18 protein-coding genes and 1 pseudogene are annotated in these 21,326 nt (G+C 54.0%); 8 read left to right on the forward strand and 11 right to left on the reverse strand.

From position 1 onward, the window contains the following. Positions 1-88 precede the first annotated feature (88 nt). Positions 89-1,393: an inosine/guanosine kinase gene (gsk, locus tag F4V72_RS12275; RefSeq protein ID WP_023246716.1), complete on the forward strand. Its 1,305-nt coding sequence runs from the start codon at positions 89-91 to the stop codon at positions 1,391-1,393. A gap of 122 nt (positions 1,394-1,515) precedes the next feature. Here gsk and ybaL read toward each other — a convergent pair whose 3' ends face one another. Then, a complete protein-coding gene (gene ybaL / locus F4V72_RS12285; RefSeq protein WP_053508516.1) occupies positions 1,516-3,192 on the reverse strand; it encodes a YbaL family putative K(+) efflux transporter in 1,677 nt (558 codons plus the stop codon). A gap of 214 nt (positions 3,193-3,406) precedes the next feature. Then, entirely contained in the window at positions 3,407-4,627 is a 1,221-nt protein-coding gene (locus F4V72_RS12290; protein ID WP_136058429.1) for an MFS transporter, read from the reverse strand. A 172-nt stretch (positions 4,628-4,799) separates the two neighbouring features. Here F4V72_RS12290 and ushA point away from each other — a divergent pair, with 172 nt between their 5' ends. Beyond that, complete coding sequence (ushA, locus tag F4V72_RS12295) at positions 4,800-6,452, forward strand: bifunctional UDP-sugar hydrolase/5'-nucleotidase UshA (protein WP_023246719.1); 1,653 nt, start codon at positions 4,800-4,802, stop codon at positions 6,450-6,452. 117 nt (positions 6,453-6,569) lie between these two features. Here ushA and ybaK read toward each other — a convergent pair whose 3' ends face one another. The 3 genes from ybaK to copA all read right to left on the reverse strand — a co-directional run bounded on the left by ybaK (position 6,570) and on the right by copA (position 10,685). Further along, positions 6,570-7,049 carry a Cys-tRNA(Pro)/Cys-tRNA(Cys) deacylase YbaK gene (gene ybaK / locus F4V72_RS12300; protein ID WP_000186618.1) on the reverse strand — a complete coding sequence of 160 codons (480 nt, stop codon included), beginning with the start codon at positions 7,047-7,049 and terminating at the stop codon, positions 6,570-6,572. A gap of 201 nt (positions 7,050-7,250) precedes the next feature. After that, positions 7,251-8,045, reverse strand: coding sequence for a TraB/GumN family protein (locus tag F4V72_RS12305; protein WP_136058428.1), 795 nt, complete (start codon positions 8,043-8,045; stop codon positions 7,251-7,253). 138 nt (positions 8,046-8,183) lie between these two features. Continuing rightward, entirely contained in the window at positions 8,184-10,685 is a 2,502-nt protein-coding gene (gene copA, locus F4V72_RS12310; protein ID WP_136058427.1) for a copper-exporting P-type ATPase CopA, read from the reverse strand. Between the two features lie 109 nt (positions 10,686-10,794). Here copA and cueR point away from each other — a divergent pair, with 109 nt between their 5' ends. Beyond that, positions 10,795-11,211, forward strand: a complete 417-nt coding sequence (cueR, locus tag F4V72_RS12315; RefSeq protein ID WP_001026761.1) for a Cu(I)-responsive transcriptional regulator — start codon at positions 10,795-10,797, stop codon at positions 11,209-11,211. Here the strand turns inward: cueR and F4V72_RS12320 are convergent, their stop codons facing one another. Together F4V72_RS12320 and F4V72_RS12325 are read right to left on the reverse strand one after the other, a co-directional pair. Next, entirely contained in the window at positions 11,212-11,664 is a 453-nt protein-coding gene (locus tag F4V72_RS12320) for an NfeD family protein (protein WP_000561177.1), read from the reverse strand. It lies immediately after the preceding gene. Further along, positions 11,661-12,578, reverse strand: coding sequence for an SPFH domain-containing protein (locus F4V72_RS12325; RefSeq protein ID WP_000906147.1), 918 nt, complete (start codon positions 12,576-12,578; stop codon positions 11,661-11,663). Before F4V72_RS12325 ends, F4V72_RS12320 begins: the two co-directional genes overlap by 4 nt. 146 nt (positions 12,579-12,724) lie before the next feature. On the opposite strand from F4V72_RS12325, the gene fetA reads away from it, so the two are divergent. Continuing rightward, positions 12,725-13,402 carry an iron efflux ABC transporter ATP-binding subunit FetA gene (gene fetA, locus F4V72_RS12330; protein WP_136058426.1) on the forward strand — a complete coding sequence of 226 codons (678 nt, stop codon included), beginning with the start codon at positions 12,725-12,727 and terminating at the stop codon, positions 13,400-13,402. Further along, complete coding sequence (gene fetB / locus F4V72_RS12335; RefSeq protein ID WP_053529252.1) at positions 13,389-14,168, forward strand: iron efflux ABC transporter permease subunit FetB; 780 nt, start codon at positions 13,389-13,391, stop codon at positions 14,166-14,168. Before fetA ends, fetB begins: the two co-directional genes overlap by 14 nt. 2 nt (positions 14,169-14,170) lie before the next feature. Here the strand turns inward: fetB and F4V72_RS24795 are convergent. The 4 genes and pseudogenes from F4V72_RS24795 to tesA all read right to left on the reverse strand — a co-directional run. Further along, positions 14,171-14,252, reverse strand: a pseudogene (locus F4V72_RS24795) (hypothetical protein); the annotation flags it as partial. A 4-nt stretch (positions 14,253-14,256) separates the two neighbouring features. Beyond that, complete coding sequence (gene cnoX / locus F4V72_RS12340; RefSeq protein ID WP_023246724.1) at positions 14,257-15,111, reverse strand: chaperedoxin; 855 nt, start codon at positions 15,109-15,111, stop codon at positions 14,257-14,259. Between the two features lie 59 nt (positions 15,112-15,170). Continuing rightward, a complete protein-coding gene (locus F4V72_RS12345; protein ID WP_023246725.1) occupies positions 15,171-15,941 on the reverse strand; it encodes an SDR family oxidoreductase in 771 nt (256 codons plus the stop codon). 154 nt (positions 15,942-16,095) lie between these two features. After that, positions 16,096-16,710: a multifunctional acyl-CoA thioesterase I/protease I/lysophospholipase L1 gene (gene tesA / locus F4V72_RS12350; RefSeq protein ID WP_121768012.1), complete on the reverse strand. Its 615-nt coding sequence runs from the start codon at positions 16,708-16,710 to the stop codon at positions 16,096-16,098. On the opposite strand from tesA, the gene ybbA reads away from it, so the two are divergent. The 3 genes from ybbA to F4V72_RS12365 all read left to right on the forward strand — a co-directional run bounded on the left by ybbA (position 16,681) and on the right by F4V72_RS12365 (position 21,097). Continuing rightward, positions 16,681-17,367 carry a putative ABC transporter ATP-binding protein YbbA gene (gene ybbA / locus F4V72_RS12355; RefSeq protein ID WP_136058425.1) on the forward strand — a complete coding sequence of 229 codons (687 nt, stop codon included), beginning with the start codon at positions 16,681-16,683 and terminating at the stop codon, positions 17,365-17,367. The two genes, tesA and ybbA, sit on opposite strands and share 30 nt — an antisense overlap. Beyond that, on the forward strand, positions 17,364-19,778 hold the full coding sequence (gene ybbP / locus F4V72_RS12360) for a putative ABC transporter permease subunit YbbP (RefSeq protein ID WP_079796338.1): 2,415 nt from the start codon (positions 17,364-17,366) through the stop codon (positions 19,776-19,778). Before ybbA ends, ybbP begins: the two co-directional genes overlap by 4 nt. Positions 19,779-19,963: 185 nt before the next feature. Then, positions 19,964-21,097 (forward strand): porin, encoded by a 1,134-nt coding sequence (locus tag F4V72_RS12365; RefSeq protein WP_136058424.1) that lies wholly within the window; start codon positions 19,964-19,966, stop codon positions 21,095-21,097. The last annotated feature ends 229 nt before the right edge of the window (positions 21,098-21,326 follow it).

Here is a 21,326-nt window from a genome sequence, read left to right on the forward strand (position 1 = left end):
TCTGATATTGAAACGCCGTCACCCGTCGCGCGTATTAGGAGGAATGTGCTACCATGCAGCGCTCCGTTATTCATCCGTAAGCACAATCATGAAATTTCCCGGTAAACGTAAATCCAAACACTATTTTCCCGTCAATGCGCGTGACCCGTTGTTGCAACAAATTCAGCCAGAACAGGAAACCAACGCCTCCTGGGTCGTCGGTATCGACCAAACGTTGGTGGATATTGAGGCGAAAGTGGATGACGATTTTATTACACGCTATGGATTAAGCGCCGGGCATTCTCTGGTGATAGAAGACGAGGTGGCGGAGAAGCTGTATCAGGAACTGACGCGGGAAAATCTGATCACTCATCAGTTTGCTGGCGGTACTATAGGCAATACGATGCATAACTACTCGGTACTGGCGGATGACCGTTCGGTGTTACTGGGCGTGATGTGCAGCAACATTGAGATTGGCAGCTACGCTTATCGCTACCTGTGTAATACTTCCAGCCGTACCGACCTGAATTATCTGCAAGCTGTAGATGGCCCGATTGGCCGCTGTTTCACGCTGATTGGCGAATCCGGCGAGCGCACCTTCGCTATCAGTCCCGGGCATATGAATCAGCTACGGGCGGAAAGTATTCCGGAAGCGGTGATCGCTGGCGCCTCCGCGCTGGTGTTGACCTCATATCTGGTGCGCTGTAAGCCTGGCGAACCGATGCCTGACGCGACGATGAAAGCGATCGAATACGCGAAAAAGCATAACGTGCCGGTTGTCATGACGCTGGGCACCAAATTTGTGATTGCCGATAACCCGCAGTGGTGGCAGGCGTTTCTCAAAGAGAATGTCTCGATTCTGGCAATGAATGAAGAAGAAGCGGAAGCGCTGACCGGCGAAAACGATCCGCTGCTGGCGGCGGATAAGGCGCTGGACTGGGTCGACCTGGTGTTATGCACCGCCGGGCCGATAGGGTTATATATGGCAGGCTTCACCGAAGAGGAAGCAAAACGTAAAACCCAGCATCCGCTGCTGCCGGGGGCTATCGCTGAATTTAACCAGTATGAATTTAGCCGGGCGATGCGCCATAAAGATTGTATTAATCCGCTACGCGTCTATTCGCACATTGCGCCGTATATGGGCGGGCCGGAAAAAATCATGAATACCAACGGCGCAGGCGATGGCGCGCTGGCGGCGCTGTTGCATGATATTACGGCGAACAATTACCATCGTAGCAACGTACCGAATTCCAGTAAGCACAAATTCACCTGGCTGACCTATTCGTCGCTGGCGCAGGTGTGTAAATATGCTAACCGTGTCAGCTATCAGGTACTGAACCAACACTCTCCGCGTCTGACGCGTGGGCTACCGGAGCGTGAGGATAGTCTGGAAGAGTCGTACTGGGATCGCTAGTCTGTCTTGCCCGATGGCGCTGGGCGCATCGGGCCGTCCGGCGTTGACTGCCTGGTGGCGCGGTCTACGTAAACCGGGACGTTCCATGCCGGATAAGGCGCCTGGTGTCATCCGGCAACCCCTCAACTGGCGACGACTTCACCCACGGGCGGCGTTTCAAGGAGTTCCAGCATCGCCCGGGCAATCTCTCGCTCGCCCATCACGACCTGGTTCGCCCCGCGTTCAGTAATGTAATCGACTTCATCGTCGTAATGCGCTCTGGCGATAATTTCAATACCCGGGCTTTTTTCCCGCGCTGAGGCGACGATCTCACCGGCTTCGTAACCGTTGGGGATGGTCAATAGCAGCCAGCGGGCGCAGTCCAGATGCGCCAGATTCATGATTTCTTCGTTGGCGGCATTGCCCAGCACGGCGCGAATCCCGCGTTCGCGCAGTTCATCCACGCGGGTACGGGACGTTTCGATAACCACCAGCGGAATACCCGCCGCCAGTAATTTTTCCCCCAGCAGACTGCCGACGCGGCCAAAACCCACCAGTAGGGCATGATTACAAATATCCACCGGAATTTGCTTCTCTTCTTCGATAGCCTCTTCCAGCGTCTGCTCTTCCAGCGTTTCAGTTTTCGCCAGATACTTCTCCAGCAGGGCAAACAGCACAGGATTAAGCATAATCGACAAAATAGCGCCTGCCAGCACCAGGTTCTGACCCGCTTGCGGTAGCAGGTTGAGCGCCATGCCGAGTCCGGCGAGAATAAAGGCGAACTCGCCGATTTGCGCCAGGCTGGCGGCAATGGTCAGCGCGGTTCGCGGCGAGTGACCGAACAAACGCACCAGGAAAAACGCGGCGATCGATTTACCAAAGACGATAATGGCAAGCGTCGCCAGCACCGCCAGCGGTTGTTGGATCAATATTAACGGATCGAACAGCATGCCGACGGAAACAAAAAACAGGACGGCAAATGCGTCGCGTAGCGGCAACGTATCGTGCGCCGCCCGGTGACTCAGTTCCGACTCATTAAGCACCATGCCGGCAAAGAACGCGCCCAGCGCAAAAGAGACGTCAAACAATTCTACCGCGCCAAACGCAATGCCTAACGCCAGCGCCAGTACGGAAAGAGTGAATAATTCGCGCGAACCGGTGGCGGCGCTGCGGGCCATAATCCACGGTACCAGGCGGCGTCCAACCAGCATCATGATGGCGATAAACGCCACCACTTTACCAATGGTCATCCCCATATCGACCGCCAGCGAGGCTATGCCGACATCGCCTTTTTCCACCATGCCGGCGACGGCGGGCAGCAAGACCAGCGTTAGCACCATCACCAGATCTTCGACAATCAGCCAGCCGATGGCGATTTGTCCGCGCTGGCTATCAAGGAGTTGTCGCTCCTCAAGCGCGCGCAGCAGGACGACGGTACTGGCGGTAGACAGACAGAGCCCAAAGACGATGCCGGTCATTAATGACCATCCCAACACGGCGGAAAGCGCCATACCCAGCAGCGTCGCCACCGCTATCTGGGCGACGGCGCCGGGAATGGCGATAGACTTTACCGCCATCAAATCCTTCAGTGAAAAATGCAGCCCGACGCCGAACATCAATAGAATCACGCCGAGCTCCGCCAGCTCAGGAGCCAGTTTGGTATCCGCAACAAAACCCGGTGTAAAGGGTCCCGCCAGAACGCCCGCTAACAGATATCCCACCAGTGGAGAAATACGCAATTTGTTGGCAATCATGCCGAGAATAAAAGCGAGCACAAGGCCGCCGACAATGGTGGTGATAAGCGGGGTGGCGTGATGCATTCCGTCTCCTTTGGTTGTTGGACTCCAAAACTCCGGGTAATAGTTTATGACAATTTCAATCAGGATGTTTATAAATAATGGTTGTGTTTTGGAAAAAGATAGAATCTGACGGTAAAAAGAGCACGGGACGGAAAAGTGGTAAGTATGGGATGGGCAAAGCGTGATGGCATCGGGATGTGCGGGCGGTCAAAGCGTACCTTTAACCGCCATAAAATCATGCTTTATGTCGATTATCAGGTAAGAATATGGTTAGTATCCCCAGAAGCGGCAGGAAAGCACAGATTTTATAAACTAAATAGATACTGGTATGGTCGGCAATCAGCCCCAGTACCGCTGCGCCCAAGCCTCCCATCCCGAAGGCAAACCCGAAAAACAGGCCGGAAACCATACCGATACGTCCTGGCAGCAGTTCCTGGGCATAAACCAGAATGGCGGAAAACGCCGAAGCGAGAATAAAGCCGATAATAACGGTTAAAATTCCCGTCCAGTACAGCGTGGCGTAGGGTAAAACGAGGGTAAACGGCGCGACGCCGAGAATAGACCCCCAAATCACATATTTTCTGCCGATTTTATCGCCCACCGGCCCGCCGATTACCGTCCCGGCAGCCACCGCAAACAGGAAGGCAAACAGATGGAGCTGCGCGTTTTGTATTGATAATCCGAATTTTTGCATCAGATAAAAGGTGTAGTAGCTACTGATGCTCGCCATATAAAAATATTTAGAGAAAATGAGTAGCAGTAACACGCTTACGGCCAGCACGACTTTATTGCGCGGCAGCGGGTTAGCTATTATCGCTTTTGGCTTTCCTTTCGCTATCCGGTGCTGGGCTGCGTACCAGCGGCTGATCTGCGCCAGCACCACGATCGCCAGCAGCGCGGCCAGCACAAACCAGGCGACATTCCCTTTGCCATAGGGCGCGATAATCACGGCGGCCAGCAGCGGACCCAACGAACTGCCGAAGTTACCGCCGACCTGGAAGATAGACTGCGCCAGGCCATGACGTCCGCCGGAGGCCATACGCGCCACGCGGGACGATTCCGGGTGAAAAACGGACGAGCCGGTACCCACCAGCGCCGCTGCGAGCAATACGGCGCCAAAACTTCCCGCCATCGCCAACAGCACCAGCCCGCTCAGGGTAAAACACATGCCGACAGGCAGCGACCACGGCATGGGATACTTATCCGTCCAGTAGCCGACGACCGGTTGCAGCAGCGATGAGGCGAGCTGGAACGTCAGGGTGATCAAGCCTATCTGGACGAAGGTCAGCGAGAACTCCGCCTGCAACAGGGGATAAATGGCTAAGATTAGCGACTGGATCATATCGTTCAGCAGATGGGAAAGACTGATCGCGCCCAAAATACCAAACGAAGTACGTGCTTTAGCGGCCGCTGCGGGCGCGCCGACTAACGGCTGGGTTGGTTCACTCATGGCCATAGAAAGTCACTTAAATTTTATGCAATATTGGAGATAATCGGATGTGTAATTATTACTCGCCTAACATACCTGTGAAATGTGTTTGAAGGAAGTCTCAATTCTGAAAACATATTTGTCTATTATTGCGAGGAAAGGTAATTTCTGCGGTTGATATTGAGTCAGGGAGAGAAACATGAAATTTTTGAAACGGGGTGTGGCGCTGGCGTTACTGACGGCGTTCGCGCTGGCGAGTCAGCCTGCACAGGCTTACGAAAAAGATAAAACCTATAAAATTACTATCCTGCACACCAACGATCACCACGGTCACTTCTGGCGCAGCGAATATGGTGAATATGGTCTGGCGGCGCAAAAAACGCTGGTGGACAGTATCCGTAAAGAGGTGGCGCAAGAGGGGGGAAGCGTCCTGTTGTTATCCGGCGGCGACATTAATACCGGGGTGCCGGAATCCGATCTCCAGGATGCGGAGCCCGATTTCCGCGGGATGAATCTTATTGGCTACGACGCTATGGCCGTCGGTAATCATGAATTTGATAATCCGCTCACCGTATTGCGCCAGCAGGAAAAGTGGGCGAAGTTTCCTTTTCTTTCCGCCAATATTTATCAAAAAAGTACCGGCGAGCGTCTGTTTAAGCCGTGGGCTATTTTTACACGCCAGGATATAAAAATCGCGGTAATCGGCTTAACCACCGATGACACAGCGAAAATAGGCAACCCGGAATATTTCACCGATATTGAGTTTCGTAAACCTGCTGAAGAAGCAAAGGTGGTGATTCAGGAACTCAATATGAATGAAAAACCGGACGTGATTATCGCGGCCACGCATATGGGACATTATGACAACGGCGATCACGGTTCGAATGCGCCGGGCGATGTAGAGATGGCGCGTAGCCTGCCTGCCGGTTCGCTGGCGATGATTGTGGGTGGCCACTCACAAGACCCGGTATGCATGGCGTCGGAAAATAAAAAACAGGTGAATTACGTACCGGGAACGCCCTGCGCGCCGGATAAGCAAAACGGCATCTGGATCGTGCAGGCGCATGAGTGGGGTAAATATGTGGGCCGCGCGGATTTCGAATTCCGTAACGGCGAGATGAAAATGGTTAACTATCAGCTCATTCCGGTAAATCTCAAGAAAAAAGTGACCTGGGATAACGGGAAAAGCGAGCGTGTACTTTACACGCCGGAAATCGCAGAAAATCCGCAAATGCTCTCGTTATTAACGCCGTTCCAGAATAAAGGTAAAGCGCAACTGGAGGTGAAAATTGGTAGCGTGAATGGGTTTCTTGAAGGCGATCGTAGTAAGGTCAGATTTGTCCAGACCAATATGGGGCGGGTGATTCTGGCCGCGCAGATCGCGCGCACTGGCGCCGATTTTGGCGTGATGAGCGGCGGCGGCATTCGCGACTCGATTGAGGCGGGAGACATTACCTATAAAAGCGTGCTCAAGGTGCAACCGTTCGGCAACATTGTGGTGTATGCCGATATGAGCGGTAAAGAGGTGGTTGATTATCTCACTGCCGTAGCGCAGATGAAACCGGACTCCGGCGCCTATCCACAGTTCGCCAATGTGAGCTTTGTCGCCAAAGAGGGCAAGCTCACCGATCTGAAAATCAAAGGCGAGCCTGTTGATCCGGCCAAAACCTACCGCATGGCGACGCTGAGTTTCAACGCCACGGGCGGCGATGGTTATCCGCGCATTGATAACAAACCGGGATACGTGAATACCGGGTTTATTGACGCGGAAGTGCTGAAAGAGTTTATTCAGCAGAATTCGCCGCTGGATGCGGCGGCTTTTGCGCCAAAGGGTGAGGTGAGCTGGCTGTAGCGGTACTGATAGCCATCACTGCCTGATGGCGCGCAGCTTTAAGGCCTACGGATTATATATGCTGTAGGCCGGATAAGGCGTTTGCGGCGCCATCCGGCAAAACTATTTCGCGCAGGCTTAATCCCGACGCGCGATATCAGCGAATTTGGCACCCAGTATGGCAGCCAAATCGTCAGCCGCCAGTTCAATATCCAGTCCGCGTTTACCGCCGGAAACATAAATAGTGGCAAACGTGCGGGCGGGCGCGTCAATCAACGTGGGCAGCCGTTTTTTCTGCCCCAGCGGACTGATCCCGCCGACCAGATATCCCGTGGTACGTTGTGCTACCATCGGGTCGGCCATATCGACCTTTTTCGCGCCCAGTGCTTTGGCGACTTTTTTCAAATCCAGTTGCCCGGCTACAGGCGTCACGGCGACTGCCAGTTGCTTCATATCGCCATTCACGGCAACCAAAAGCGTTTTATACACCTGATCGGCGTTTAGCCCGAGCTTACGCACCACTTCATCGCCAAAGTTAGTTTCATTCGGATCGTGATCGTAGGTGTGAATGTTAAACGGAATCTTGTTCTTTTCGAGTAACTTAACTGCGGGTGTCATAACGTTCCTTCTTACTACAGACGTGATTTGCCATCAGCATACGCCCGAAGGCGGACTAAAAAATAGTATAATCTTGTGCATTAGGTCTTGGCAGTTGCGGCAACTTTGAGCGACAATCTGAAGATCCGAAGCGAAAGCGTCGGGATAATAATAATGATGAAATTCCTCTTTGACGGGCCAATAGCGATATTGGCCATTTTTTTAACGCATCAATTCCGGCAGATTTCCTTCCCCATAAAGATGGAGCGCGCCAACGGCGACCACGTATTGTCCTGGCGGCATGGCATTCAGGCGATCCCGCCAGGCAAGATTACGTTGATGCATCAGCACATCATACAGTGACTGGCTAAAGGTTTTGGGTAAGGTGATATGGCCATTCTGCTGCGGCATTTTTAACCACCAATTCATCATTTGTTGTAGCAGACGGGCGTTGGTATGCCAGTGCGTCAGCGTATCATCCAGCAGCGCCAGCCCGTTATCCGGTAACTGACACAGTAGCGCAATCTGACTGGCTGCGCCTTCCAGTTCGATCACCGGTTTTTGCGTCTGTTTCGCGGCCTGCAACAGTTGATAATCGATTCCGTATTCGGGGCGTAAGCCTAACTGTTGCGCTTGCGTCGCCTGTAAAATCATGGCGATTTGCCATAGCGGCTGAGTGGAAAACAGCGACAGGGAAATGCCTAACTCTTCGACGACTTTTCGCAGGTTGCGCAACTGCTCTTCGCTGATGCGATCTTCCAGCGCAGCAAACGTCGGCAGACTGGCAAACGGGGAATCATGACCGGAGACATCGGCTTCGACAATCAGCGCATCGGCGCGTTTAAGCTTTTTAAGCAGTCTGGAGGGAAGGGGCGCCATATCGCGCGTACCCATATGGATACTGCCGACGAGGTGAAAATGACGGTTGCCAGGCAAAAAGATATCGATGGCAGGCCAGGTATAATGATTGCCGCGCAATGCGGCCCACAGCGTTTTTACCCGGTACAACAGATCCATACGACCTCCTTGAGTAGACAGCCATGCTAGCGCGTGGCCCAGGAAGATACAATGAATTCGCGACGAGAGAAAAGGCCGGATAGCAACGCGAACGCGTCTTATCCGGCCTGGAGAAATCCCGTCAGACCGGATAAGCGTTTACGCTTTTGGTTTAAAGCGCAATAATCGGTTGGCATTGCTCACGACGGTAATGGAAGACAGCGCCATTGCCGCGCCCGCCACTACCGGGTTTAACAAGGTACCGGTAAACGGCCACAGAATACCGGCGGCCACCGGAATACCAATGCTGTTGTAGATAAACGCGCCAAGCAGGTTCTGCTTCATATTGCGCAACGTCGCGCGCGAAATGGCCAGCGCATCCGCCACGCCCATCAGACTATGGCGCATCAGCGTAATCGCCGCGGTTTCAATCGCCACATCACTGCCGCCGCCCATCGCGATACCGACGTCCGCCTGCGCCAGCGCGGGTGCATCGTTGATACCATCGCCGACCATCGCGACCTGACGACCCTGGCTTTGTAGACGTTTAATCGCATCGGCTTTGCCATCTGGCAGAACGCCCGCAATCACTTCATCAATGCCCGCTTCTTTGGCAATTGCATTAGCCGTCGTTGGGTTATCCCCGGTGAGCATCACCAGACGGTATCCGGCGCTGTGCAGGCGTTCAAGCGCGGCAATACTATCGCTACGCAATGGATCGCGTACTGCCAGTAACGCCGCCGCTTTACCGTCAATCGCCAGCAGGACCGGGGTAGAGCCTTGCGAGGCCTGCGCGGTGATTTCCGCCGTCATGTCATCCGTGGCGACGTGTTGTTCGTTCAGTAACGCCTGGTTCCCAAGAAGCAGTTGATGACCTTCCGCTTCACCGCTGATGCCCAGTCCGCGCAGCGTTCTGAAACCGTTCACCTGCGGCAGTTTATCGTCGCCGGCTTTTTCCAGAATTGCATGGGCCAGCGGGTGGCTGGACCCTTGTTCGAGCGCGGCTGCCAGACGTAACGCCTGAGCTTCATCAACGCCATTAAAGGTTTTTACCGCCACTACTTGCGGCTTGCCTTCCGTCAGAGTCCCGGTTTTATCAAAAACGAGGGTATCCAACGTACTGGCGCGTTGCAGGGCATCGGCGTCGCGTACCAGCACGCCGAACTCGGCAGCGCGGCCTACGCCGGAAATAATCGACATTGGCGTCGCCAGGCCTAATGCGCAGGGGCAGGCGATAATCAGTACGGTTGTGGCGATGACCAGCGTATAAACAATTTGCGGCGCCGGACCGAAGAAATACCAGATAGCGGCGCTGATCAGCGCAATGGCCACCACCACAGGAACGAATACTGCGGAGATTTTATCGGCCAGTTGGCCTATTTCCGGTTTACTACTTTGCGCCTGGCGTACCATGCGAATAATGCGTGACAGCGTGGTATGACTGCCCACCGCGCTGGCGCGGAACAGGACGCTGCCGTCCTGTACAACGGTACCGGCATGAACGCTGTCGCCTTCGCCTTTTTGCTGCGGAATAGGCTCGCCGGTCAGCATGGCTTCATCAAGCCACGCTTCGCCCTGGGTAATGTCGCCATCCACCGGCACGCGATCGCCGGTAGTTAGCCGCAATAGCATCCCCGGCTGAACGTCCGCCAGCGGGACGCTTTTTTCGCCGTCTTCTGTCACTACGCGTGCGGTTGGCGGGGTGAGGTCGAGTAATTTTTCCAGCGCTTTTGAGGAACGCTGACGGGCGCGCGCTTCCAGCATGTGTCCGAGATTAATCAGACCGATAATCATCGCGCTGGCTTCGTAATAGAGGTGCCGCGCTTCCATCGGGAACCACTGCGGCCACAGGTTGACGCTCATGGAGTAGAGCCAGGCGACCCCGGTGCCGAGCGCCACCAGCGTATCCATCGTCGCCGTGCCGTTCAGCAGGCTTTTCCACGCGTTACGGTAAAAGTGACCGCCCGCAAAGACCATCACCGCAAGCGTGATGAGGCCAATAGCCAGCCACAGGCTGCGGTTGTCGCCGGTCACCATCATGTTATCGCCGATCATCCCCCAGACCATGACCGGTATACCGACCGCCAGAGCGACGATTGCCTGCCAGCGAAAACGTTTCATGGTGGCGATGGCGGTTTCCTGCTGACGCTCGCGGCGTTTAATGTCATCTTCAATCGCTTCTGCGCCGTAGCCAGCTTTTTCCACCGCCTGCACTAAATCAGCGGCGGACGCGCTGCCCATCACCAGCGCAGTGCGTTCCGCCAGGTTTACCCGTGCCTGCGTGACACCCGGTACGCTTTGCAGCGCGTGTTGTACGCGGGTGACACAACTGGCGCAGCTCATGCCGCTTAACAGCAACTGTTGGCTTTCTTCATCGGCCGTCGCTACCGGAAGCTCATGAGGAACCGCTGCCAGTGCTTCCGACGGGATTGATGACTCCGTCAGCGGTTTAGCCTTTGGGTGGCTTAACGTCGCACCATACCCGGCTTGTTTGATGGTTTCAATTAACGCGTCCGCACTGGCGGTACCGGTAACGTGCGCTTCGGTTACGGTGACGTCCGCCTGCTCAACATCCGGACGTTGTTCAAGACTTTCTTTCACGCGTTTAACGCAATGACCGCAGGACAAACCGTCCAGGGTCAGGTCGATAGTTTGAGACATAGTAAAAACTCCTTTATGATTGGTCATCAATTCATTGACCTTAGTAATCGTAGTGACTCACTGTGATAAAGGTTAAACCTTCCAGCAAGGTTAAGGTCAAGGGGGAAATATGAATATTAGCGATGTGGCGAAAAAAACCGGTTTAACCAGCAAAGCCATTCGGTTTTATGAAGAGAAAGGGTTAGTGACGCCGCCATTACGTAGCGAAAATGGTTATCGCACCTACACGCAGAAGCATTTAAACGAGCTGACGTTGCTGCGACAGGCGAGGCAGGTGGGGTTTAATCTGGAAGAGTGCGGCGAACTGGTCAATCTGTTTAACGATCCGCGACGTCATAGCGCAGATGTGAAAAAGCGGACGCTGGAAAAGGTCGCGGAGATTGAGCGCCATATCAGCGAGCTGCAATCAATGCGCGATCAACTGCTGGCGCTGGCGGAGAGTTGTCCCGGCGATGACAGCGCCGACTGCCCGATTATTGATAATCTTTCCGGCTGCTGCCATCACAAGGCACAAAAGTCACGTTGATTAAACAGCACGAATGCGTAGGGTGATGCCTTCCACGGCGATCACTTCGACATGCGTACCTGCGCGCAGGTCTTCGTCAGCGCATACCGGCCACGAGCTGTCGCCGACACGCATATGCCCCCGTCCGTTAACTAACGCGGCATCAAGCATAAACCGGCGGCCTACCAGTTGTTGTCCGCGTTGGTTAAGGCGGCTGTCGGTCGGCTTCTGTTCCCGCACGCGACGCGCCAGCCAGCGCCACCAAAGCCAGGCTGCCAGTAACGTTAAGGCCGCAAACAGCACGCCCTGCCATTCCCAGCCGAGCGGTAAGAGCCAAACGGTTAAGCCGGTAATCACTGCCGCCACGCCGCTCCACAGCAAATAGCCGTTACCGCCGAGCATTTCCGCGGCCAACAACAGGCCGCCGAGGCTAAGCCAGAAGATATGCGGATGTACCAGAATCATCGCTATCATGGTTTTTTCCGTTCGCTGGCGCTGTCCTTAACCAGCTCGCTGATCCCGGCGATAGCGCCCATCAGACTGCTGGCATCCAGCGGCATCATGACCACTTTGCTGTTATTCGCCGAGCCGATTTGCTGTAACGCTTCGGTGTATTTCTGCGCCACAAAGTAGTTTATCGCCTGAATATCCCCGGCGGCGATGGCTTCAGACACCATCTGCGTAGCGCGGGCTTCTGCTTCGGCGGAACGTTCGCGCGCTTCCGCCTGCAGGAAAGCGGACTGGCGTTCGCCTTCGGCTTTCAGAATCTGCGACTGTTTTTCCCCTTCGGCTTTCAGGATTTCCGCCTGACGTACCCCTTCGGCCTCAAGGATATAGGCGCGTTTGGTACGTTCCGCTTTCATCTGGGCGTTCATCGAGGAGATCAATTCCGCGGGCGGGCGGACATCGCGAATTTCGATACGGGTAACTTTAATTCCCCACGGATTGGTGGCTTCATCGACAATATGCAGCAGCCGCGTGTTGATGCTGTCGCGCTGGGAAAGCATTTCATCCAGCTCCATCGAACCGAGCACCGTACGGATATTGGTCATGGTAAGGTTAATGATCGCCAGTTCCAGGTTACTGACTTCATACGCGGCGCGCGGTGCATCGATAACCTGAATAAAACAGACCGCATCGATAGTGACGTTGGCGTTATCTTTTGAGATCACCTCCTGAGACGGAATATCCAGCACTTGCTCCATCATATTGATCTTGCGGCCAATTCTGTCCATAAACGGTACAACAAGGCTTAATCCCGGCTGCAGAGTTTTGGTGTAACGTCCAAAGCGCTCCACCGTCCACTGGTATCCCTGCGGAACGATTTTGACGCCCGCGCCGACGATCACCAGCGCGACGAAAATGAGAATAGGGATAAGAATGAGCATAGCTAAACCTCCTGTTGCGTTGTCCATAAACCAATTTTGCTGACGAATTAAGCGAATTATACCTGATTCAGTAAAGCATGTTCCCCCCTTATTAATTACAGGGATACACTATCGCTATAAAAATATGAACAACGGATGCGCAATAAATGACAGAACATAGCATGTTGCTTGAGTTAAAGCAGGTCGGTTACCAGACCGCGACAGCAAAGATATTGAATAACATCAGTTTTACGCTGCAACACGGCGAATTTAAGCTCATTACCGGCCCTTCCGGCTGCGGAAAAAGTACGCTGCTGAAAATGGTGGCCTCGTTAATAAGTCCTGATATCGGCGTGATTCTTTTTGAGGGACAGGATATTACTACTCTGAGCCCGGAAGCCTATCGCCAGCAGGTTTCTTATTGCGCTCAGACGCCAGCGCTATTTGGCGATACGGTTTACGATAATCTGATTTTTCCCTGGCAAATTCGTCATCAGCGCCCGCAGCCGAAAGCCTTCGCAGGCGATCTGGCGCTTTTTGAACTGCCGGAGACGATTCTGCAAAAACCGATTTCCGCACTTTCCGGCGGGGAAAAACAGCGTATTGCTTTAATTCGTAATCTTCAGTTTTTGCCGAAAATACTGTTACTCGACGAAATAACCAGCGCGCTGGATGAACATAACAAACGGAATGTGAATGATATTATTCATCGCTATGTTCGCGATAAGCAGGTAGCTGTTTTATGGGTAACGCATGATAAAGATGAAATTCAACACGCGGATAAGGTGATAACGCTAACACCATCTGCCGGAGAGATGCAGGAGACGCGTTATGAACGAGCATAATATTACCAATACGTCGCTGGCGTTATCGATGCTGCTGGTGGTGGTCGCGATGCTCATCAGTCACAAAGAAAAACTGGCGCTGGAAAAAGATATTCTGTGGAGCGTATGCCGGGCGGTGATACAGCTCATTATTGTCGGCTATGTACTGAAATACATCTTTGGCGTTAACCATGCCGCTCTGACGCTACTGATGGTGCTGTTCATCTGTTTTAACGCCGCCTGGAACGCGCAAAAGCGCAGTAAATATATCGATAAGGCATTTCTCTCCTCGTTTATCGCCATCACCATCGGCGCCGGGCTAACGCTGACGGTACTGGTGCTTACCGGTTCGATTGAGTTTGCGCCGATGCAAGTTATTCCCATCGCTGGCATGGTCGCCGGCAATGCGATGGTGGCGGTAGGGCTGTGCTACAACCAACTGGGGCTGCGTTTTCACAGCGAGCAGCAGCAAATCCAGGAAAAGTTAAGTTTGGGCGCCACGCCGAAAATGGCCTCCGCCGGGCTTATCCGCGACAGTATCCGCGCATCGCTTATCCCGACGATCGATTCGGCAAAGACCGTTGGGCTGGTGAGCCTGCCAGGGATGATGTCCGGGCTGATTTTTGCCGGGATCGATCCGGTAAAAGCGATTAAATATCAAATTATGGTAACGTTTATGCTGTTGTCGACAGCCAGCCTGTCTACCATCATTGCCTGCTATTTAACCTACCGGAAATTCTATAATTCGCGTCATCAGTTGGTAGCGACGCAGCTCAAGAAATCATGATATTTGCCGGATGGCGGCGTGAACGCCTTATCCGGCCTGAGGACGATGGGTAGGCCTGATAAGCGCAGCGTCATCAGGCAAGAGATGATTAGTACAGCAGCGCGTACAACTGGCGGCGGTATTTTGAGGCCAGCGCGTCGCCGGTGCCGAGCGCGGCAAGAATCTCCTGGAAGGTTTTGCGCGTCTGTCCCTCGGCGGCGGCAAGATCTTTTCTCAGATGGCTGAACAGCAATTCCAGCGCTTCTTCATTACGTCCGACCTGGTGCAACTGTAACGCCAGTTGCGTTGCCAAAGCCGCATCCTGCGGATTCTCCTCTACCTGCTGCTGAAGCTGTTGAATTTCCGGCGTATCCGCTGCCTGTTTAAGCAGCTCGATCTGCGCAACCAGCCCCTGATAACGGGTATCCTGATCCTGTAGCGGGATGGTTTTTAATACCGCCTCGGCCTCTTCAGAGCGGTTCAGAGCAATTTGCGCTTCCGCCAGTAACAGGCCAATCTCACTGTTCTGCGAAGAGAGCTGCCAGGCGTCTTTTAGCAACGGCAGCGCGTCAACGTAGTTGCCCTCCTGCATTAACTGCATCGCCTGCTGCGCTTTTAGCTCTTCTTCGCGCGGCAGTACTTTATCCAGCAGAGCGCGGATCGCCTCTTCCGGCTGCGGCCCCTGGAAACCATCGACCGGTTGGCCATTCTGGAACAGATAGACTGTCGGGATAGCGCGCAGACCAAACTGAGCGGCGATCATTTGTTCAGCGTCACAGTCCAGTTTTGCCAGAATAAACTGACCGTTGTACTGGGTAGCCAGACTTTCCAGCACTGGCGTTAATTGCAGACAGTGTTGGCTGCGTTCAGACCAGAAATAGAACAGTACCGGCGTGGTCATGGACTGTTCTAAGGTTTGCTGCAGGTTGGATTCATTAATATTGACAATGTTCTGTACGGACATGGCGTCGCTCTCTTTTGTCTGTGTCACGTTTACATGGGGGCTGACGGGCGCGCTTCAACTCAGCTTTGTAAAATTTTATCCAGTATACGGCCCGGTAATATGCGTTTCAGCGCCATCACCACCCAGGTGACCAGCGTAACGGGGTAGCGCAGCTTGGGTTTATCGCTTTCAAAAGCATGGCGGACTTTCGCCACCACTGCGTCAGGATCGCGGGTGAAACGTGCGGCAATGCCGGGATTTTCTACCGGTTTATCGCGTTGCGTTTGGTTAACGTTATCCGTAAAACGGGTACGAATCGGTCCGGGCTCTATCAGGCTCACTTTAATACCTGTGTGCCGTAGCTCCATACGCAGCGCGTCAGACCAGGCTTCAAGCGCATATTTGCTGGCGGCGTAAGCGCCGCGCCCTGGGGTGGAAATCAGCCCCATCACCGATGAGGTCATCACAATGCGCCCTTCGCCATGCGGCAACATGGCGGGAAGTAAGCGCATGGTAAGCTGATGCGCGCCGAAAAAATTACTGGAAAACTGTTGTTCCATCTGCTCGCGGCTGATGGTGGAAAGGGGGCCATACACACCGTAGCCGGCATTGTTAAAGATCCCGTACAGACGATTATCGCTCAGGGCGATCACATCGTCGGCGGCACGATCCACGCTTTCAGGGGAGTCGAGATCGATCAACACGCCGGTAAATCCCATACTGTTCATCCGGGCAACATCATCGGGTTTGCGGCAGCCCGCCAGGATTTGAAAGCCCTGGCGTTTAAGTTCAAGCGCACTGTCCAGACCGATTCCGCTGGAACATCCTGTTATTAAGACCGATTTTTGCATAACTTTACCTGTCAGGATCTCCGTTGATTTAAGAGTCGTGGTTAACTATATCCGTCATACTTCAAGTTGCCTGTGCGTTCGTTCACCCCAGTCACATAGGTATCTATGCTCCAGGAGATTCTCTTACGTGCTGCCTTCATGCAACTCGAATTATTCAGGAGAGAAAAGGGGTCAACTGCTTCGCCATCCAGTCGGCAATAAACGGCTGCGCATCGCGGTTGGGATGAATACCATCATCCTGCATCCACTGCGGTTTCAGATATACCTCTTCCATAAAAAACGGTAACAGAGGAATATCGAACTCTTTGGCGAGCTTAGGATAAATGGCGCTAAAGGATTCATTATAACGGCGACCGTAGTTCGCGGGCAGATGAATTTGCATCAGTAACGGTTGGGCATCGGCGGCTTTCACCGCCTGAATGATTTTACGTAGCGTCTGTTCGGTTTGCGCAGGCGCAAAACCGCGCAAGCCATCGTTGCCGCCAAGCTCCACCAGTACCCAGCGCGGTTGATGCTGTTGCAACAGCGCCGGCAAACGCGCCAGTCCCTGCTGCGAGGTATCACCGCTTATACTGGCATTAACGACCGGCGTTTTGTTTTGCCATTTATCATTAAGGAGCGACGGCCATGCCGCGCTGGCGGCCATACGGTAACCGGCGCTGAGGCTATCGCCCAGGATTAATAAGGTGTCTGTGGCGGCGGCGCGGAAAGTTAACAGGATCAAAAACAGGAAGGGCAAATGCCAGCGGAAAACAGTGTTGAAGTTCATCGTCTCAGGAAGTCCGTCGGTCAGGGTGAGCATGAGCTTTCCATCCTTACCGGTGTTGAACTGGTTGTCAAACGCGGCGAAACCATTGCGCTGATTGGCGAATCAGGATCGGGAAAATCTACGTTGCTGGCGATTCTCGCCGGACTGGATGACGGCAGTAGCGGGGAGGTCAGTCTGGTGGGGAAACCGCTTCACCAGATGGACGAAGAGGCGCGGGCACAGCTTCGCGCTCAGCATGTCGGTTTTGTTTTTCAATCCTTCATGCTCATTCCTACGCTTAACGCGCTGGAAAACGTTGAACTGCCGGCCCTGCTGCGCGGTGAAAACAGCGGTCAGCGCAAGGCGGGGGCGAAAGCGCTGCTTGAACAACTAGGGCTGGGAAAACGGCTTGACCACCTTCCGGCGCAGCTTTCCGGCGGCGAACAGCAGCGCGTAGCGTTGGCGCGTGCGTTTAACGGGCGTCCTGATGTGCTGTTTGCCGATGAGCCGACGGGCAACCTTGACCGTCAGACCGGAGATAAAATAGCCGACCTGCTATTTTCGCTTAACCGCGAGCACGGCACCACGCTGATTCTGGTGACGCACGACCTGGCGCTGGCGGCGCGCTGTGACCGGCGGCTGCGGTTGGTCAACGGTCAGTTACAGGAGGAGGCATGATAGCCCGCTGGTTTTGGCGCGAATGGCGCTCGCCCTCGCTGATTATTGTCTGGCTGGCATTGAGTCTGGCGGTGGCCTGCGTACTGGCGCTCGGCAGTATCAGCGACCGGATGGAAAAAGGGTTAAGTCAGCAAAGTCGCGAGTTTATGGCGGGCGATCGGACGCTACAAAGTTCGCGAGAGGTGCCGAAAGCCTGGATTGAGGAGGCGCATAAACGCGGCCTTAACGTGGGCGAGCAGTTAATCTTTGCGACCATGACGTTTGCCGGCGATACGCCGCAACTGGCTAGCGTGAAGGCGGTAGATAGCGTTTATCCGATGTACGGCGAATTGCAAACCCGTCCTGGCGGAGTGAAACCGCAGCCGGGTAGCGTACTGCTGGCGCCGCGTCTGATGGCGCTGCTTAATTTGAAAACGGGCGATACCATTGATGTCGGCGACGTGACCTTGCGTATTGCCGGTGAAGTGGTGCAGGAGCCGGATTCCGGGTTTAACCCTTTTCAGATGGCGCCGCGTCTGATGATGAATATGGCCGATGTGGCAAAAACCGGTGCGATACAGCCGGGGAGTCGCGTGATGTGGCGGTATAAATTCGGCGGAACGCCGCAACAGCTTGCTGGCTATGAAAGCTGGCTGTTACCGCAGCTTAAACCGGAACATCGCTGGTACGGACTGGAGCAGGATGACGGGGCGTTGGGGAAATCGCTCGAACGTTCGCAGCAGTTTTTGCTGCTTTCGGCGCTACTAACGCTACTGCTGGCGGTAGCTGCCGTCGCGGTGGCGATGAGCCATTACTGCCGTAGCCGCTACGATCTGGTGGCGATTTTAAAAACGCTGGGCGCGGGCCGGGCCCAGTTGCGTAAGATTATCATCGGACAGTGGTTGATGGTGCTGGGGCTTTCCGCCGTCACGGGAGGCGCGATTGGGTTACTGTTTGAAAACATATTACTGGTGCTGCTAAAACCGGTGCTGCCCGCCGATTTGCCGTCCGCCAGCCTGTGGCCCTGGCTGTGGGCGCTGGGTGCGATGACGGTCATCTCTCTGCTGGTCGGTTTACGGCCCTATCGATTGTTGCTGGCGACCCAGCCGCTACGGGTACTGCGACGAGATGTCGTCGCTCGTGTCTGGCCGTTAAAAATTTATTTGCCTGTCGCCTGCGCCGTCGTGGTGGCGCTGCTCGCCGGATTGATGGGCGGAAGTATGCTGTTGTGGGCGGTTCTGGCGGGCGCCGTGGTACTGGCGCTGTTGTGCGGCCTGGTGGGCTGGATACTGCTTAACGTGTTGCGCGGCATGACGTTGACGTCGCTACCGTTGCGTCTGGCCGTCAGTCGCCTGCTGCGTCAGCCGTGGTCAACGTTGAGTCAGCTTTCGGCGTTTTCGCTTTCGTTTATGCTGCTGGCGCTCTTGCTGGTGCTGCGCGGCGATCTCCTTGAACGCTGGCAACAGCAGCTCCCGCCGGAAAGTCCGAACTATTTCCTTATCAATATTGCTTCAGAGCAGGTTGCGCCGCTGAAAGCCTTTTTGTCGGAACATCAGGTGATCCCGCAGACGTTTTATCCGATTGTACGGGCGCGGTTAACCAGGATAAACGATAATCCGACGGAAGGTCAGCAGGATGAGTCGCTCAACCGTGAACTGAATTTGACCTGGCAGGATACGCGCCCGGAGCATAATCCGCTGGTCGCCGGTCACTGGCCGCCAAAACCGGGCGAAGTCTCCATGGAGGAGGGGCTGGCGAAGCGGCTGAACGTCAGGCTCGGCGATAGCGTAACCTTTATGGGCGATACGCAGGCGTTTAGCGCCAAAGTCACCAGCCTGCGCAAAGTAGACTGGGAAAGTCTGCGGCCTAACTTTTTCTTCATTTTTCCTTCCGGGGCGCTCGACGGGCAACCGCAAAGTTGGTTGACCAGTTTTCGCTGGGAGAATGGCAACGGCATGTTAACGCAGCTCAACCGCGAGTTTCCTACCGTCAGCCTGTTAGATATCGGGGCGATCCTGAAACAGGTGGGACAGGTGCTGGAGCAGGTCAGCCGGGCGCTGGAGGTGATGGTTGTGTTAGTCACCCTCTGCGGCATGTTGCTATTACTGGCCCAGGTGCAGGTGGGAATGCGTCAGCGCCATCAGGAGCTGGTGGTGTGGCGCACGTTGGGGGCTGGAAAGAAACTGCTGCGTACCACACTCTGGTGCGAATTCGCCATGCTGGGGTTAGTTTCCGGGCTGGTCGCCGCGATTGGCGCGGAAACGGCGCTGGCGGTCTTACAAATCAACGTTTTTGATTTCCCCTGGGAACCGGACTGGCGTTTATGGATAGCGCTGCCGTTTTGCGGCGCGCTACTGCTTTCCGTATGCGGCGGCTGGCTTGGCGTCCGTTTGCTGAAAGGTAAAGCGCTATTTCGCCAGTTTAGCGGATGATTCATAATGTGAATAATTTCGCGCCGGTTTTTAAAACGGCGCATACTTGTTTAGTTGCATAAATTGATAACTCCTTGATTTTTAGTAGCACAAATCATTAAAAAATACACAACACGTAAGGTTTTATAACAGTTATTATTAGTCTGCTAAATGATTTGGATTGGCTATCTATCAAGGAAAATATAATGACAATTAAAATAACAGCGTTGGCGGCATCGATCGGCGCGGCAGTGGCTGTCATGCCTTTCGCCACTCAGGCGGAAATCACCGTTTTAAAACAAGATCCCCAGGCGGGTAATCCACTCAGCCGACTCAATTTCACCGTCGGCGGGAGTATTCGTCCACAGTTCCAGAATATGACCGGCAATGATGGCGCTAACGGCTATAAACGTAATGGTTTTGATGGCGGGACGCGTTTCCGCTTCGCTGCGGATTACTATCTGTTTGATGATATCAATTGGATTAGCTATTACGAGCTGGGCGTCAATATCCCTGCGGTATTTGACTGGGATAACCATTATGCGAAGGGCGCGACTGATACCACTCGCCGTATGCTGTATACCGGCTTCAAGAGCGCGACGTGGGGGACGCTGACCTTCGGTCAACAGAACAGCATTTATTACGATGTGGTGGGCGTAAAAACCGATATCTGGGATTACGACATGATAGGTCAGGCGCCGGGCAACGGGATTAACGGCGATTACGATGGTTCTTACCGTACACGTAAATCATTGAAGTATAAGAAAACCGTTGGCGACGTTGATCTCTACGCGTCTTATCTGTTCAGCGACGATTATAATGCCAATAACGGCCTGAATTACAAACGTAAAGGCGGCGGTTCTTTAGGCGCGGATTACCATCTTACCGACGATCTAACCTGGGGAACGGCATGGAACTATACCCGTGCGGAGATGCGCGGCAACGGCAATAAAACTTACGATCAAAATATTGTCGGTACCGCGTTAAGCTGGACGCCGGAAAACTGGACTATCGCCGCAGGCGGCGGCTGGTATCAGAACTTTATGACCACCAAAAAAGTGTCTGTGAATGATTACTTTGTCGGCGATGCGTGGGGTCTGGAATATTTTGTCGGTTACGCTTTCCCGATTGGTCAGTATGCTGTGAAAGCTATTCAACCGTACTTTATGGGCGACCGCATTGAATATGTGAATGGCCGCGACTATCTGCGTATCGATAATGGCGTGGGGATCACCTTCCAACTGGATTATGGTTTCCGCGTTGATTATGAACATGTTTTCACCTCCAGTACTGACAACCTGGGCGATATGAACCTGGTGCGTCTGCGTTACGATTTCTAAAGCGTTTTCCTGTGCCGGATGTTGGCATTAAGACGTCTTATCCGGCATTTTTCCTTTACGCTATTCCATCCTGACAAACGCCTGAGCGCCTGCCTCGCACATTCAACGACACACCTGGAAACATCATGAAATAATTTCAAGGACAGCAGGCTGTGATCTGTGTCATGTTAAGAAATAGCCTTTCGTTTGGGCCAAAACAGACGATGCCGCATGAACGGCGTCCAGCACA

The sequence above is a fragment of the Salmonella enterica subsp. diarizonae genome, from assembly GCF_008692785.1.
GTDB classification, from domain to species: Bacteria; Pseudomonadota; Gammaproteobacteria; order Enterobacterales; family Enterobacteriaceae; genus Salmonella; species Salmonella diarizonae.

Excerpts from the sequence above, each read along its gene's own strand:
- gsk (WP_023246716.1), top strand. The coding sequence starts at position 89 with ATGAAATTTCCCGGTAAACGTAAATCCAAACACTATTTTCCCGTCAAT.
- ybaL (WP_053508516.1), bottom strand. The coding sequence starts at position 3,192 with ATGCATCACGCCACCCCGCTTATCACCACCATTGTCGGCGGCCTTGTG.
- F4V72_RS12290 (WP_136058429.1), bottom strand. The coding sequence starts at position 4,627 with ATGGCCATGAGTGAACCAACCCAGCCGTTAGTCGGCGCGCCCGCAGCG.
- ushA (WP_023246719.1), top strand. The coding sequence starts at position 4,800 with ATGAAATTTTTGAAACGGGGTGTGGCGCTGGCGTTACTGACGGCGTTC.
- ybaK (WP_000186618.1), bottom strand. The coding sequence starts at position 7,049 with ATGACACCCGCAGTTAAGTTACTCGAAAAGAACAAGATTCCGTTTAAC.
- F4V72_RS12305 (WP_136058428.1), bottom strand. The coding sequence starts at position 8,045 with ATGGATCTGTTGTACCGGGTAAAAACGCTGTGGGCCGCATTGCGCGGC.
- copA (WP_136058427.1), bottom strand. The coding sequence starts at position 10,685 with ATGTCTCAAACTATCGACCTGACCCTGGACGGTTTGTCCTGCGGTCAT.
- cueR (WP_001026761.1), top strand. The coding sequence starts at position 10,795 with ATGAATATTAGCGATGTGGCGAAAAAAACCGGTTTAACCAGCAAAGCC.
- F4V72_RS12320 (WP_000561177.1), bottom strand. The coding sequence starts at position 11,664 with ATGATAGCGATGATTCTGGTACATCCGCATATCTTCTGGCTTAGCCTC.
- F4V72_RS12325 (WP_000906147.1), bottom strand. The coding sequence starts at position 12,578 with ATGCTCATTCTTATCCCTATTCTCATTTTCGTCGCGCTGGTGATCGTC.
- fetA (WP_136058426.1), top strand. The coding sequence starts at position 12,725 with ATGACAGAACATAGCATGTTGCTTGAGTTAAAGCAGGTCGGTTACCAG.
- fetB (WP_053529252.1), top strand. The coding sequence starts at position 13,389 with ATGAACGAGCATAATATTACCAATACGTCGCTGGCGTTATCGATGCTG.
- cnoX (WP_023246724.1), bottom strand. The coding sequence starts at position 15,111 with ATGTCCGTACAGAACATTGTCAATATTAATGAATCCAACCTGCAGCAA.
- F4V72_RS12345 (WP_023246725.1), bottom strand. The coding sequence starts at position 15,941 with ATGCAAAAATCGGTCTTAATAACAGGATGTTCCAGCGGAATCGGTCTG.
- ybbA (WP_136058425.1), top strand. The coding sequence starts at position 16,681 with ATGCCAGCGGAAAACAGTGTTGAAGTTCATCGTCTCAGGAAGTCCGTC.
- tesA (WP_121768012.1), bottom strand. The coding sequence starts at position 16,710 with ATGAACTTCAACACTGTTTTCCGCTGGCATTTGCCCTTCCTGTTTTTG.
- ybbP (WP_079796338.1), top strand. The coding sequence starts at position 17,364 with ATGATAGCCCGCTGGTTTTGGCGCGAATGGCGCTCGCCCTCGCTGATT.
- F4V72_RS12365 (WP_136058424.1), top strand. The coding sequence starts at position 19,964 with ATGACAATTAAAATAACAGCGTTGGCGGCATCGATCGGCGCGGCAGTG.